Here is a 13,626-nt window from a genome sequence, read left to right as displayed (position 1 = left end):
CACCGGATCCCGCACGAAACACCTCTGCATCGCGCGGAACGCCGGATCCCGCCCGGCCATCTCCTGTCCCCGCGGGAAGCGGGACGCTCCGCCCCGCGTCGTGGGTCACCCCTGTCCCGCCCGGAGCACCTGTGCCCTGCGCGGATCGTCCCCCGCGCCCGCGCGGGTCACCCCCAGTCCCGCGCGGAGCGCCCCCGCTTCGTCTCCGAGCGCTGCTTCTTCTCCCGCAGCCGGCGTTCGTTGATGCCGCGCGGGATGCGGGTCGGCCTGCGGGGCCGGGGCGGGGGCGCGGTGGCCTCGGCGAGGAGCGCCGCGAGGCGCACGGCCGCGGTCTCCCGGTTACGCCACTGGGAGCGGTGCTCGGAGGCCCGGACGGTGACGACACCGTCGGACAGCCGCCCCGCCAGCCGCTCCAGCGCCCGCTGCTTCCACACCTCGGGCAGCGCCTGGGTGGCGGCGAGGTCGAAACGCAGCTCGACCTGCGAGTCGGTGGTGTTCACATGCTGCCCTCCGGGCCCCGAGGAGCGCGAGAAACGCCACAGGAGCTCGGCCTCGGGCAGGAGGACGGAGCCGCGGATGACACGAGGACCGGACATGCCGCCCATGGTCCCGCCCCTGACCGGTCCGCGTCACCCGAATATCCCGGGTAAAGAAAGTAAAGCCACCTGGAACCCCGCGTGCTCCTCTCGCGTTCAAGGAGGTAGCTGTAGCTTCGTAGCCGTACGTACACGAGGGAAGGGACTCCCAACAATGGCTGTAAGCCTGTCCAAGGGTGGCAATGTCTCGCTCACCAAGGAGGCTCCGGGCCTGACCGCCGTCACCGTGGGCCTCGGCTGGGACGTCCGCACCACCACCGGCACGGACTTCGACCTCGACGCCTCCGCGATCGCGGTCAACCCGCAGAGCAAGGTGTACTCGGAGGGTCACTTCGTCTTCTTCAACAACAAGCAGACCCCGGACAGCACCATCGTCCACACCGGTGACAACCGCACCGGTGAGGGCGAGGGCGACGACGAGCAGATCAACGTCAACCTGGCCGGTCTCCCGGCGGACGTCGACAAGATCGTTTTCCCGGTCTCGATCTATGACGCCGAGAACCGCAGCCAGAACTTCGGCCAGGTGCGCAACGCGTACATCCGCATCCTCAACCAGGCCGGCGGCGCCGAGATCGCCCGCTACGACCTGTCCGAGGACGCGGCCACCGAGACCGCCATGGTCTTCGGCGAGCTGTACCGCAACGGCGCCGAGTGGAAGTTCCGCGCCGTCGGCCAGGGCTACGCCTCGGGCCTGACGGGCATCGCCCAGGACTTCGGCGTCAACGTCTGACGGACGACGCCCCCGCGCATGCGCTTCCGGAGCCCCCGGCCCGCCTCCCCGGCGGCCGGGGGCTCCGGCATGGGTGCGGGCGCGGGCGCGGGCCTGGCCCAGGGCTCGGTCTACGGCTCAGAGGGGCGTGCGGGCTTCCCCTCCCCGTACAGCCAGTCCGACCAGACTCTGTCGAAGTCCTCGTCCGGGGCCGCCTTCTCCACGTACGACGTGAAGTCGCCGGTGTCCGCGGTGCCGTGGCGGTGGTCCTCCGCCCAGCCGCGCAGGAGGGTGCGGAAGGCGTCGTCGCCGACCGTCTGCCGGATCCTGTGCAGGACCATCGCGCCGCGCTGGTAGACGGGGACCCCGGAGATGTGCGCCGCGTCGGGCGGCCTCGCGGGCGGGAACGACCAGATCGCCTCGTTCGTCGCCGCGTCGGAGAAGTACGTCCCGGCGTACATCGTGTCGAAGGTCTCCTGAGCGGTGCCGCCCCCGTGCTCCTCCCTCCACAGCCACTCCGCGTAGACGGCGAACCCCTCGTTGAGCCACATGTCCCGCCAGGTCCTCGGTGTGACGGAGTCGCCGTACCACTGGTGGGCCAGTTCGTGGACCAGGAGCAGTGTGTCGGGCGCGCCGGGGAACAGAGGCCGGTTCTGGGTCTCCAGGGCATACCCGGCGTCCTCGGGACGCTCGACGACCGCCCCCGCGGAGGAGAAGGGGTACGGGCCGAACCAGCCCTCCGCCCACTCCACGACGTCCGGGATCCGTGCCAGCACCTCACGGCTCGCCGCCGCCTGCCGCGGGTCGACGAAGGTGTGGACGGGAAGGCCGCCGGCGGTCGTGGTGCGGCCGGCCTCGTACCGGCCGACGGCGAGCACGGCGAGGTAGCTCGCCATCGGCTCGGTGGTACGCCAGGTGAAGGCCGTCCGGTCCCCCGTCGTCCGCTCCCCCGCGGGCTCGCCGTTGGACACCGCCCGCAGGCCCTTCGGCACCGTCGCCGTGACGGTGTACGTCGCCTTGTCGGAGGGATGGTGGTTGCCGGGGAACCACGTCATCGAGCCCGTCGGCTGGCCCAGTGCCACCGCCCCGTCCGCGGTGCGCAGCCAGCCCTCCTCGGAGCCGTCCGGGTCGGTGACGGTCACCGGGGCGCCGGAGTAACGGACGGCCACCCGGAACGTCCGGTCCCTCTCCAGCCCCTCCGGCGGCCGGACGGTCAGCTCCTGGCCGGCGCGCCGCCAGCGGGCGGCGGTGCCGTCGACGGTGACCCGCTCGACGTCCAGCCCTTCGAGGTCCAGGTTCAGCGCGGTCAGGTCCCCGGTCGCGCGGGCGGTGATCGTCGCGGTGCCGGTGAGATGGTGGGCGGCCGGGTCGTAGGCCAGGTCGAGCGCGTAGTGGGAGACGTCGTACCCACCGTTGCCGGCCTTGGGGAAGTACGGGTCGCCCACACCGGCACTGCCCGGACCACCGGTGCCCCCGGGCCCGCCGGACGCACCGTCCGCGCACCCGGCCGCCGTCACCGCCACGAGGACGCAGGCGACGGCTGCAGGCGGGCGGGGGCGGCGGGGGTCACGGGGACGGGGACGGGAGCGGAGGCGCACCCCGCAATTCTAGGAAGAACCCGGCCGCACGCCACGGAACGGCCCCGGCCGCCCGGAAGTCGTCGGGTCCCCCTCCCCCGGACCGTCCGCCGCCGTCCGCCCACCGCCTTCGCCGTGACACCATCACCTCCGTGCTCGACATCGGCTACGCCCTCTCCAACCGCTTCCCCGACCCCCCGCAGACCGACTACCGCCGTGCGGACGTCCACGCCCTGCGGTACGACCTCTTCTGCGGTGACGTCTACCTCGCCGACACCAAGGAGGAGCGGGAACTGTCCACAGCCTGGGGATGGGTGCCGGTGCTCGACTTCGCCTGGGCGCTGTGCGACATCGTGGAACGCGTCGACCAGGACCCGGCGGGCTCCCGCGCCTCCCGCCCCCAGTACGCAGAACTGGACTTCACCGAATCCACCGACCGGCTGCTCTTCGAACGCCGCTTCGGCTGGGTGGACATCGAGGCCGAGTGGCTGCCGGCGGCCGAACCGCCGCTGGCCTTCTCCCATGCCGAACTCCGCCGCGAGGCCCGTGACTTCCTGCACGACCTGCTTGCCGACCTGACCGACCTGCACGAGGACCTGGGCGAGAACCCGGCAGTCTGGGCCCTCCAGGCCCGCTACCCGCGTCTGAAGTGACCCACCGTGCCCCTCACCCCTCCACCCGGATCCCCAGCTCCCCCGCCAGCACCGGCGCCAGATCCAGCAGCTGCCCCGTACTGATCACCGCCCCCGCCAGCCGGTCCACCCCCCGGACGATCTCCAGCGAGACGGCACCGCGCAGATCGACGTCCGCCAGCGTGGCCCCACTGAGATCGGCGCCCTTCAGCGCGCAGTCCACGAACTCCACCCGCTCCAGCCTCGCCCCGCCGAAGTCCGGCTCGACCAGGACACAGCTCTCGAAGACGACGTCCCTGAGCCGCGCGGACCGCAGATTCAGGAAGTCGATCTTCCCTCCCCGGACCAGCACCCGCTCCAGCTCCGCCCCGTGCAGCTGAGTCCCGCCGAGACGCGCGTCCGTCAGCTCGACGTCGCGCAGCGTCGCCCCGGAGAGGTCCGTACCCACACCCCGCACACCGGCAAGGGCCGAGTCCAGCACCCGGGCCTTGGACAGCCGCGTCGCGTCCAGCACGCACCCCGCCAGCGCGCAGTCCATGAACCGCGCCCCCGCGCCGTCCTCCCCCGCGAGGCTCGCCTCCCGGAACTCCAGACCGTCGTAGTCCCCGTCAGGCTCCAATCCACCACCCTCGTACCGCTCCAGCACCGGCAGCCGCACCTCCGGACGCCGCGCGCCCTTCACCCCCGTACCGCCCGCCGACTCCGCTCGCCTCACCATGCCCCCATCCTGCACTCCCCTACGGACAATCGGCCTGACCTGCGACGACCTCGGACGTGTCACATCCTGGGGCCATGGGCCGTCGTAGCCACGAGCGACCGGAACCACCGGAGACGGGACCGTCTCCGAAACCGCCGGGCGCGACCCCGGCCGAGGGAGAACCCAGCCATGCACCGCGTCACCGTCGGCGGCGGCGGCTTCGCCGGGCTGACCGCGGCCGTCACCGCCGCCGAGGCAGGCGCCCAGGTCACCCTCCACGAAGCGCATCACCCCCTCGGCGGCTGCGCCCGTACCGCCGACGCCCCCTCGAACCCAAGGACCAACGAGGGCCCCCACGCTCTCTACAACGGCGGCCCGCACTGGTCCTGGCTCCGGCAACGCGACCTCATCGGCCCCCTCGCGCCCCTCCCGCCCCTGGAAGCCGCCCGCCTCCGGCTCCGCCACCACGGCACGCTGCACCGCGTCCCGCCCCTCGCCATGCTGAAGCTGCCGCGCCGCGCCCGTGCCCACGCCCCCGTCGACACCGACCTCCGTACCTGGGGTCTCCTTCAACAGCGCCCTCACCGCTGGCTCCCTCGCCCTCGGCCGTCGCGAGTTCGACCTCAAGCGAGCCTGAGGTCGAACAGCGGACCCCGCCCCGGCACCCACCACGCCCTGGAGAGCCGGCACACCGCCGGAAAGGCCGTACCGCAGTCCTGCGCGATCCCTGAGCGGCCTCCCACCGGCTACCGTGCGTGCCATGATGATCGATGTCCCCGAGGAACTCGCCGCGGCACAGGAGAAGTTCAACGGGAAGGCGGGCCGCGCCTTCATCGCCCGGCTGCCCGGTCTGGCCGTCGCCCTCCTGGAGCGCTGGGACCTGCGCGTCACCGGCGCGCCGATGCATGGCGTGAGCGCCCTGGTTCTCCCCGTCGATCGCGCGGACGGCACACCGGCCGTGCTGAAGCTCCAGATCCTGGACGAGGAGAGCGAGGGCGAACCAGTCGCCCTGCGGATCTGGGACGGCGACGGAGCGGTCCGCCTGCTGGACCACGACGCGTCCACCGGCGCCATGCTCCTGGAACGTCTCGACCCCTCCCGGATGCTCTCCCACCTCCCGGACGCCCACGAGGCCGTCCTGGTGATCGCCCGCCTCCTCGCCCGTCTCACCTCCACCCCCGCCCCGGCGGACATGCGCCGCCTCGGCGACATCGCCGGGGCCATGCTGGAGCAGACCCCCCGGGCCCTGGACCGCGTCCCGGACCCGGCGGCCCGCCGCACCGTCGCCCACTGCGCGGCGGCCCTGCGGGAGGTCGTGGACGATCCCGGTGACCGCCTCCTGCACTGGGACCTGCACGAGGAGAACGTCCTGGCCGGCGACCGTGCCGACTGGCTCGCCATCGACCCCAAGCCGCTGGCCGGCGACCCCGGCTTCGACCTCTGGCCGGCCCTGGACAACCGCTTCGACGCCGACGACGTCCGCTGGCGCTTCGACGCGATGACCGACGTCCTCGGCCTGGACCGCGAGCGGGCACGCGCGTGGACGTACGGGCGGCTGCTGCAGAACTGCCTCTGGGACATCGAGGAAGGCCGCCCCCTGGACGAGCGCCAGCTGGAGATCGCCCGCCGCCTGGGCACCCGGACCCCGTGAAAAAAACCGGGCCGGAGAAATCCGGCCCGGGAGCTGGAGCCCTCTGCCGGATTCGAACCGACGACCTACGCATTACAAGGCAACGCCGTTGCGTTACAAGGGCTGACACGATCATGATCGTGGATGTCAGCGCCTGACGCGGCATCCTGTCTTGCGAGGTCAGAGACGTGCGTCCGTGGATCCCATGGCACCCAGTCCGCCGGGTGCCGCGCCATCCGTTCACGCATCGCTCACGCGCTCCGTCACGCCGCCCGGCCTGGGAGTGGTATGCCTCGGCCATCACTGTGAGCTGCCGACTCATACCGCCGTAGCGGAGCACTGGCCGATCGTGGCGTTCCGTAGGACGTCGGTCCGGACGGCTCGTGAGCTGCCTGCCGTCCCTCGGGGCCGGCCCACTCGGGGTAGGCCGCCGGCCCGGCGTCCGGCCACGGTCAGACTCAGCAGAGGCGTGTTCCGGTCATCGGTTCCGGAAGTCGGCGTGTCGGTATCACCATCCAGTACACGGACGTAGACGAGCGGTACACCCTCGCCGGCAGCCCCGTTTCGGTGTCGGCGGAGGACCTGGCCCCCTGCACAGGCAGATCCTGGAGCAGGTCCGCCGCGGTGGTGGCGCCGATGCACAGGACTGAACGGGCGAAGCCCTTCAGACAGCCGGTCAGGGAGCGCCTCCCCCCTTCCGGGTGGCACGCCTGCGCCTTCACCCCGGGCCCAGCAGGACGTTACGTACCGAGTGCCAGCCGGATCCGTGGGCGGACTTGCGCAGGCGCATGCCTGTGTCCTGTATCCCGAAACCGGTCCGATCGTGGTTGTTTGGGGGCATGATCGGCAAAGTCCGCACCCGTGTCCTGCCGGCCTCCCAGCGCCGCTCACTGGACGAGTTGACCGAGGATCTGGACTTGTCGTCCGGGGACACCACGTCCAAGCGTTCGGCCTTCTGGACGATGCTGACGCTGTCGTCGGTCATCGCGTCCGGCGGCGTGCTCACGGACTCGACGGCCACCGTGATCGGCGCGATGATCATCGCGCCGCTGTCCACGCCCATCATGGGCATCGCTCTGGGGTCGGTGAAGCGCCGCCGCACCGGATCGGCCAGGGTCGTCCTCCTCGCGTGCCTGCTGGTGACCGCGGTCGGGATGGCCATGTCGGCGGCCCTCCCCAGTGACTACGACCTGCTGTCCAACAGCCAGATCTCGTCGCGGACGTCGCCGGGCCTGATGGACCTGATCGCCGCCCTGGCGACCGGATTCGCCGGCGCGGTGGCACTGGCCCGCCGGGACGTCGCCGCCGTACTGCCCGGAGTCGCGATCGCCATCTCCCTCGTCCCGCCCCTGGTGGTGGCAGGGGTGTGTCTGGGGAAGCTGTCGGGATGGCTGGCGCTGGGCGCGCTGGCGCTGTTCGTGTCGAACCTCTTCGCCCTGGTCTTCGCCGGCATGGTGGTCTTCGCCTCACTCGGCTACGGCGCGGAGGCCGACAGGTCAGCCGGACGGCCCGCCCGCAGGGCATATGCGGCCATGACCTTGCTGTTCGCCGTCGTGCTCGTTCCGCTGACGGCCAACACCGTGGTCACGCTCCTGCTCGACACGTGGACCGGCCGGACGAAGGACGCGGCACAGCAGTGGCTTGCCGACGTGCCGGGCGCGTTCGTCACGAGTGTGGATGCGACGTCCCGGACGATGTACGTCCATGTCCGCAGCCCCGGAGACCTCCCGCCGGTGGAGTTTCTGCTCGACCGGCTCGAAGGGCGGATCCCGGACGGTATCCCCGTCGTGGTGGACACGTCGCGTGGTCGGCGCATCGACGCCGGTGTGGTCGGCGGCTGAACACCGCGCCCCGGGCCGTCCCACATCGCCTGCCAGGGCACGACGGTCGTGTCCCGCCCGGCACTCCGGCTCGCGCGGTGGGACGACATCGTCCAGCCACAGGGCATCGTGTCGGACCGTCAGGGGAACATCTGGGTCGCCACCGGCGGTGGCCGGAGCGTGACCCGGATCCCCGAGGGGAACCCGCGGGGGCCCGGAGCATCGCCCCCGGGGCGACAGTCTGATCAAGCCGTCCGGCGTCACTGTGGACACCCGGGGACGCGCCTGGGTGACCGGCAACGGAAACGACAGCGTCATGCTGCTGTCCCCGCAGGGCACACCCCTGCGCTCGATCACCGGCAGCAAGATCAAACGCCCCATGGGCATCCCCTCCGACAGCCTGGGCAACGTCTGGGTCGCCAACGGCGGCGCGGTGGTCGCACCCGGTGAGGGCACCACGCCCGCCATGGTCGCCGAGGCGATCGAGGACCTCGTCACCCGGCACGTCGACGCCTCCGTCACCATGGTCCGTCCCGACGGCACCACCCCCGCCAAGCCGTTCGTCAACGACGGACTGTTCCTGCCCCGGGGCATCGCCGTCGACGGCAACGACACCGTCTGGGTGGCGAACTTCGGCGGCCACCGCCTGGCCAGCCTGTGCGGCGCCCGCCACTCCGCCGGCCCGCCCGGACTCCACACGGGCGACCCGATCTCACCGGCCGGCACCGGCTGCACCAGCGACGGACTGCAACGCAACACCGCCGTCCAGATCGACCCCTCCGGCAACGTCTGGCTGACCAACAACTGGCGGACCGTACCGCTGCAGACCAACCCCGGCGGCCACGAGATGGTCGTGTTCATCGGACTCGCCGCTCCCGTGCGCACCCCACTGCTTCGAGGTCCTCGATCCGAGGCTCATCCGCGAGTTCACGGTCGACGGCGCGGCGTGGGGAGTCGTCCCGCACGACCAGGACGCGGACTTCGTCGTCGTCCTGCAGGACCTGTCGACCGTGCCCGGGGTACGGGAGCTGCAGGGCAGCCGTCCCCTGGTGCTCAGCGCGTCCGCGCGGGAGACTGGTGCAGAAGCTGGCTGGGCGGTTCGGCGCGCTCGGCCTCGACCCGCGCGGCCCGGTCGCCGCCCCGGACGGGACGGTCGTGGACGTGGTCGATCCGGACGGGATCGTCCTGCGTGTCCGGCATGTGACGAGCCCCGCCGGACACCGGTTTCCAGGGGGTGGCGTACGACGCCGACGGCACGGTCACAGGCACCTACGCCACTCCGGCCCTCGACGTGCCCACTCCCTGATCGGCGCCGCCGGACGGCACCGACTCACAGGTCAATGCCGGTCGCGGGCCCGACGACAGTGGAGTTTCGTGGTTCACGTCCTCGAACACCGGTAGACCGTCCACCAAGGGGTGCGTCCCACCGCGGCCCAGAGCCCGGGCGGTTGCTCCGGACGGCGACCCGGTCGGTGGCGCAGGCGCAGCGGCAGCCGGTGGGCGAGGCTGCCGGGTGGCCCGGGCAACCGCGATCAGAGGGCCTGCCGCTGCCGGGGCCGTGCCGCCCGCCGGGTAGCCGCTTGTGACGGTGCGACATCGGCAGCACCCCGGATGCCGATGCGGGGAGCCCGTCCCGGAGCCGTCTGACGGCCGCGGGGCGGCGCCCGTATCCTGGCCCCGTCCGTCCAGCCCTCCTGCAGCCCGCTTCCCCGCCCTTCCGCGCGCCGGTCACGGACGACGCGTGACCACTGACGGGACACCACGTGACCACCGACCAGCCGGCCACGCCACTGGCTCCCCACCCGGCCGCCGAGATGCCGGGGCGGCGCGACTGGTGGCCGGCCCTGTGCAGGACACCAGCCGCCCTGTGGAGGGAGGACGCGACGGACTGGGCTGCCGCGCTGACCTACTACGCGGTGCTCACCGTCTTCCCCACCCTGCTGGTGGCGCTCTCGCTGCTCGGGATCACCGGCAGCCCGGGAGCCGGTCACCTTGTCGACCAGGTGACCGCCGTCGTCCCGGCGGGGGCGCGCCCCGCCGTCCTGGGCGCACTGGAGAGCATGACGGACCAGCAGACCCCGGCCCGGCTGCTGGCCGCCTTCGGCACTGTCGGCGCCCTGTGGTCGGCCTCCAGCTACCTGAGTGTCTTCCGCCGCGCAGTGCACGCCATGAACGGTCTCCAGGACCGCCGCCCGCTGTGGAAGAAGGCCCCGCTCACCGTGCTCACCGCGCTCACGCTGCTGGCGCTGCTCGTCTCCAGCGTGCTGGCTCTGGTCCTCACCGGTGACGCGGCCCGCACCGCCGGCCGGATCATGAGAGTGGACGGCGCCGCCGTCACAGCGTGGAACATCCTGAAGTGGCCGCTGCTGGCGTGCCTGGCCACCGTCCTGGTCCTGGTGCTGTTCCGCTCCGGCCAGGCCACCGCCTACGGCCTGCGACACCGGGCCGTCGGCGGCATGCTCGCCGTCGTCCTGTGGCTCCTGGCGTCCGCGGGCTTCACCCTGTATTCCACCAACTACGCGGGCACCTACGACCGTCTGTACGGGTCCCTCGCGGGCATCGTCGTCTTCCTCGTCTGGCTGTGGATATCCAACCTCGCCCTCCTCGCCGGAGCCCAGTTCAACGCCGAGCTCGCCGCGCTCCGCCACACCCGACCAGTGCCTTCCGACCGCGCCTGACGGCCCCGCGCAGGCGCCTTTCGGCCCTGTACGTCCCACCGGCCCGGGCACGTTGCCCGACCGGTCGGGCAAGGGCTCGTGGGCGCCGAACCCCCTCCGGCCCGTTGCCGCACCAGCGGCGCGGTGGACCCGGTACTGTCGTACTGCCCTGATGCCCGGGCGCCAGCTGCAGAGAGCCCCTCGACGGACGGGCCGAGCGCCCGGCACTCAGTCTCACGTCGGCCGGCCGAAGGAGCCGTATGCGCCCGTGGTTTCGCCGAATACCGACCGTCCTCGGGTACGCCACCGCCGTCCTGGCCGTCGCCGCCCTGTCCATGTGGCTGTCAGTGCGTGTCACCCCCCTGCAGACGGCCACCCCGGCCGGCCAGACCGTGCAGGTGGGCGCGGCCTCACCGGACCTGAGGCTGTCCGGGCCGGGGGAACTGGACCTCTTCGGCCAGGTGATCCCCACCCGGCCCCACTTCGAGGGGCCCATCCGTCCGCGGCTGAAACTGACCAGCATCGCCCTGAACGCCCAGGCAAGGGCTCTCACCCAGCCGGGAGGTGCCCAGGCCGCCGGAGCCGACCTGAGCCGGCAGCTCACCTCCGCCTGGACGCGCTACCTGCTGTGGGAAACACTCATCGCCGCGGGATTCGCGGCGATGATCGCTGTCACCGTGGCGAGCATCCGCCGCTCCAGCCGCACGACGACGCTGTGGACGCTCGGCATCGCCGTCGCAGGCGTGTGCGCCGTCAACGCCCTCGGCGTCTACCTCCTCGCCTCCGCGACCCCCCAGGCACTGCGGCAGGTCCGCGGCATCGAGGACCTTGTGGGACCGAGCACGCCCACCCCTGTGACAGCCGTCGGCGCGCCAGCCCGGCCGGGGGTGCAGGCCGTGGTCCTCGGAGACTCGACCGCCGCCGCGATCGGCAACGCCCCCCTGGACAACCCCACCGCCGCCGACAAGGCATGCGGACGCAGCAAGGACGCCTACGCGGTGTATCTCGCCGCCGCCAACAACTGGAACACCCTCAACCTGGCCTGCAGCGGCGCCACCATCCGCGAGGGCCTGCTCGGCTCCCAGCAACGCGGCACCACCCGGGTGCCGCCCCAGCTCTCGGCCGCGACGGGGGCCACCAAAGCCTCGGTGATCATCGTCAGCATCGGCGCCAACGACATCCACTGGTCCACGCTGACCGCGCTCTGCGCCGCGGCGGACGCCTGCGACGACCGGGCGTCCACCGCCTATTTCCAGCAGCAGATCGCCGGATTCACCACCGCCTACTACGATCTGCTCCACAGTCTCGCCGCGCTGCCCCAGCACCCCCGGGTACTGATCAACGAGTACTACAACCCCTTCGGTGAGAACGTCGACTGTCTCAAGGACCAGAACATCACCCCCGCCAAGGCCAAGGTCCTCGAATCCCGCCTGGACGAACTCAACTCCGTACTGCGTCAGGGCGCGCAGACCTTCAACTTCACCGCCGTCCCCCAGCACTTCGACGGCCACCGCCTCTGCAGCGACCAGCCGTTCGTACAGGGACCGGACGCGAACGCGCCCCTGCACCCCAACGCCGCGGGCGAACTCGCCATCGCCCTCGCCGACCAGCAGGCACTCTCACGCGCCCCCACACCCGCGCCCACAGCGCAGCACACACCGTAGCCGCCACCGCGCGCACCACCCGTGCCACCGCGGCCCACCAGGCCGTCAGCGCGCGGCACGACCCGAGCCGCTGGGGGAGATTCCGCGCCCCTGCCCAGGAGTCAACGGGCCATTGTCTATTCTGGTCAGGCTTGGGAGGATCCAAGCGACTACTCATGGGGATACCGCGCGACCCACACGGTCCCGCGGCCCGGGGGCGGCGCACGCCGCAGACAGAGGGCGCCCGCCGTGTTCCATACCTATCTGCTGCCGGTCCAGGCAGCAGTGACACTGTTCCCCCTGATCACCGCGCTGATCATGGTGCCTGCCGCTGTCCACGGCTATCGTCGGCGCGGCCGGGCCGGCGGCTGGCCGGTTGTCGTCTTCTACAGTTTCGTGTTCTACCTGCTCGCGGCTCTGCTGCAGACCGTCATGCCGCTGCCCGCCCGCACCAGCGCCTTCTGCTCCACCACCCGCTACGCGCAGAGCCCGCAGCTCGAACCCCTCGACTTCTACACCCGCGTCGCTTCCGCGTCCGGCGGTGACTGGTCGGTGAGCACCCTGGCCGGCCTGGCCGTGACCTGGACCACCGTGCTCAACGCGGTGCTGCTCCTGCCACTCGGCGTCTACCTGCGCTACTACCTGCGCCACAAACTGCTTACCGCGACCGCTCTGGCCTTCGCCACCTCCCTGTTCTTCGAAATGACCCAGTACACCGGCCTGTGGTTCGTCTACGCCTGCCCCTACCGACAGTTCAACGTGGACGATCTGACCCTCAACACCGCCGGCGCGGTCCTGGGCTGGCTCGTGGCCGGGCCACTCACCCGCTTGCTCCCCGCCAACGACCCGGACCACGAGCGCGCCCGCTACAGCCGGCGCGTCACCTTCACCCGCCGCCTTCTGGCCTTTGTCACCGATCTGGCCGGGTGGCTGATCACATGGACCCTGATCAACGGCCTCCTGGCAGTGGCCACCGACGTACCCACCGGCCGCCGCTACGCGTTCGTCCTCGGCAGCGTCCTCGGCCTGCTCTGGTTCTGGCTGGTGCCCGCCTTCACCGCTTCCAGCCCCGGCAAACGGGCCGTACGGCTGCGCATCATCCGTCCGGACGGCAGCCGCGCCGGCTTCGCCCGCATCACCGTGCGCACCTGGGCCGCCCACGCTCCGCTCGCCCTGATCTGGCTCTCGGCCGCCCAGTACACCCGCGACGCCCTCCTCCCCGCCCCCGCCGGTCCACTCGTCCCGTACGCCGCCGCCCTCACCGCCGCCGTCCTGTGGGGCTGGACCCCGCTGACAGCCCTGCTGCGCCGCAACAGCCACCCACCGCACGAACGCTGGTCCGGCACCGTCAACCAAGCCGTCGAAGACCCCCCACGCGACCCCGTCCTCGGCGCACCGCCGATCCCCCCGCAGGCCGTTCTCACAGCGGGACCCGAAGACCTGCCCGCCCCGGTCCCGGCCACGCACTCCCCGCCCGACGGACACGGCGCGGCACGAGACCGTCCCAGCGATCGGACCAGCACACCTCACGGCAGTGACGTCGGCGACCCGGTCTGACCGAGAACAGCCGTCACTGACGCATGAAGACCTCATGAGGCCGGTCACGTTGTGCCGCGCACCTCGTCCGTCGGCGCCCGGGCACGTCTCCCACCCCTCGGGACTCGG

The 13,626-nt window shown here is 71.9% G+C and carries 11 protein-coding genes and 1 pseudogene; 9 read left to right on the top strand and 3 right to left on the bottom strand.

Going from position 1 to position 13,626, the window contains the following annotated elements:
• Positions 1-167: 167 nt before the first annotated feature.
• Positions 168-605 (bottom strand): alternative ribosome rescue aminoacyl-tRNA hydrolase ArfB, encoded by a 438-nt coding sequence (gene arfB / locus HUV60_RS18570; RefSeq protein WP_257848381.1) that lies wholly within the window; start codon positions 603-605, stop codon positions 168-170.
• Between the two features lie 145 nt (positions 606-750).
• Here arfB and HUV60_RS18565 point away from each other — a divergent pair, with 145 nt between their 5' ends.
• A complete protein-coding gene (locus tag HUV60_RS18565) occupies positions 751-1,326 on the top strand; it encodes a TerD family protein (protein WP_257848380.1) in 576 nt (191 codons plus the stop codon).
• A 110-nt stretch (positions 1,327-1,436) separates the two neighbouring features.
• On the opposite strand, the gene HUV60_RS18560 is transcribed toward HUV60_RS18565, so the two are convergent.
• The gene (locus HUV60_RS18560; RefSeq protein ID WP_443047341.1) at positions 1,437-2,903 is read right to left on the bottom strand and encodes a M1 family metallopeptidase; all 1,467 of its coding nucleotides are present in this window, start codon (positions 2,901-2,903) and stop codon (positions 1,437-1,439) included.
• A 131-nt stretch (positions 2,904-3,034) separates the two neighbouring features.
• Between HUV60_RS18560 and HUV60_RS18555 the strand changes: the two genes are divergently transcribed.
• Positions 3,035-3,535 (top strand): hypothetical protein, encoded by a 501-nt coding sequence (locus HUV60_RS18555; RefSeq protein WP_257848379.1) that lies wholly within the window; start codon positions 3,035-3,037, stop codon positions 3,533-3,535.
• A gap of 13 nt (positions 3,536-3,548) precedes the next feature.
• Here the strand turns inward: HUV60_RS18555 and HUV60_RS18550 are convergent, their stop codons facing one another.
• Positions 3,549-4,232 carry a pentapeptide repeat-containing protein gene (locus HUV60_RS18550; RefSeq protein ID WP_257848378.1) on the bottom strand — a complete coding sequence of 228 codons (684 nt, stop codon included), beginning with the start codon at positions 4,230-4,232 and terminating at the stop codon, positions 3,549-3,551.
• 168 nt (positions 4,233-4,400) lie between these two features.
• Here HUV60_RS18550 and HUV60_RS18545 point away from each other — a divergent pair.
• The 7 genes and pseudogenes from HUV60_RS18545 to HUV60_RS18515 form a co-directional block, all read left to right on the top strand.
• A pseudogene (locus HUV60_RS18545) lies at positions 4,401-4,772 on the top strand (NAD(P)-binding protein); the annotation flags it as partial.
• Positions 4,773-4,974: 202 nt separating this feature from the next.
• A complete protein-coding gene (locus tag HUV60_RS18540; protein ID WP_257850146.1) occupies positions 4,975-5,862 on the top strand; it encodes an aminoglycoside phosphotransferase family protein in 888 nt (295 codons plus the stop codon).
• Between the two features lie 818 nt (positions 5,863-6,680).
• Positions 6,681-7,682: a TIGR00341 family protein gene (locus HUV60_RS18535; protein ID WP_257848377.1), complete on the top strand. Its 1,002-nt coding sequence runs from the start codon at positions 6,681-6,683 to the stop codon at positions 7,680-7,682.
• 268 nt (positions 7,683-7,950) lie between these two features.
• The gene (locus tag HUV60_RS18530) at positions 7,951-8,865 is read left to right on the top strand and encodes a hypothetical protein (protein ID WP_257848376.1); all 915 of its coding nucleotides are present in this window, start codon (positions 7,951-7,953) and stop codon (positions 8,863-8,865) included.
• 559 nt (positions 8,866-9,424) lie between these two features.
• Positions 9,425-10,339 carry a YihY/virulence factor BrkB family protein gene (locus tag HUV60_RS18525; protein WP_257848375.1) on the top strand — a complete coding sequence of 305 codons (915 nt, stop codon included), beginning with the start codon at positions 9,425-9,427 and terminating at the stop codon, positions 10,337-10,339.
• Positions 10,340-10,578: 239 nt separating this feature from the next.
• The gene (locus tag HUV60_RS18520; RefSeq protein WP_257848374.1) at positions 10,579-11,982 is read left to right on the top strand and encodes an SGNH/GDSL hydrolase family protein; all 1,404 of its coding nucleotides are present in this window, start codon (positions 10,579-10,581) and stop codon (positions 11,980-11,982) included.
• 228 nt (positions 11,983-12,210) lie between these two features.
• Positions 12,211-13,518 carry a VanZ family protein gene (locus HUV60_RS18515; RefSeq protein WP_257848373.1) on the top strand — a complete coding sequence of 436 codons (1,308 nt, stop codon included), beginning with the start codon at positions 12,211-12,213 and terminating at the stop codon, positions 13,516-13,518.
• The last annotated feature ends 108 nt before the right edge of the window (positions 13,519-13,626 follow it).

Origin of the sequence: Streptomyces sp. KMM 9044 (assembly GCF_024701375.2) — a bacterium.
GTDB lineage: Bacteria > Actinomycetota > Actinomycetes > Streptomycetales > Streptomycetaceae > Streptomyces.
This window is presented reverse-complemented; position numbering and strand designations above follow the sequence as displayed.

What these genes read in the sequence shown, in the direction of transcription:
- arfB (WP_257848381.1), bottom strand. Translation starts at nt 605, where the DNA reads ATGGGCGGCATGTCCGGTCCTCGTGTCATCCGCGGCTCCGTCCTCCTG.
- HUV60_RS18565 (WP_257848380.1), top strand. Translation starts at nt 751, where the DNA reads ATGGCTGTAAGCCTGTCCAAGGGTGGCAATGTCTCGCTCACCAAGGAG.
- HUV60_RS18550 (WP_257848378.1), bottom strand. Translation starts at nt 4,232, where the DNA reads ATGGTGAGGCGAGCGGAGTCGGCGGGCGGTACGGGGGTGAAGGGCGCG.
- HUV60_RS18540 (WP_257850146.1), top strand. Translation starts at nt 4,975, where the DNA reads ATGATCGATGTCCCCGAGGAACTCGCCGCGGCACAGGAGAAGTTCAAC.
- HUV60_RS18535 (WP_257848377.1), top strand. Translation starts at nt 6,681, where the DNA reads ATGATCGGCAAAGTCCGCACCCGTGTCCTGCCGGCCTCCCAGCGCCGC.
- HUV60_RS18520 (WP_257848374.1), top strand. Translation starts at nt 10,579, where the DNA reads ATGCGCCCGTGGTTTCGCCGAATACCGACCGTCCTCGGGTACGCCACC.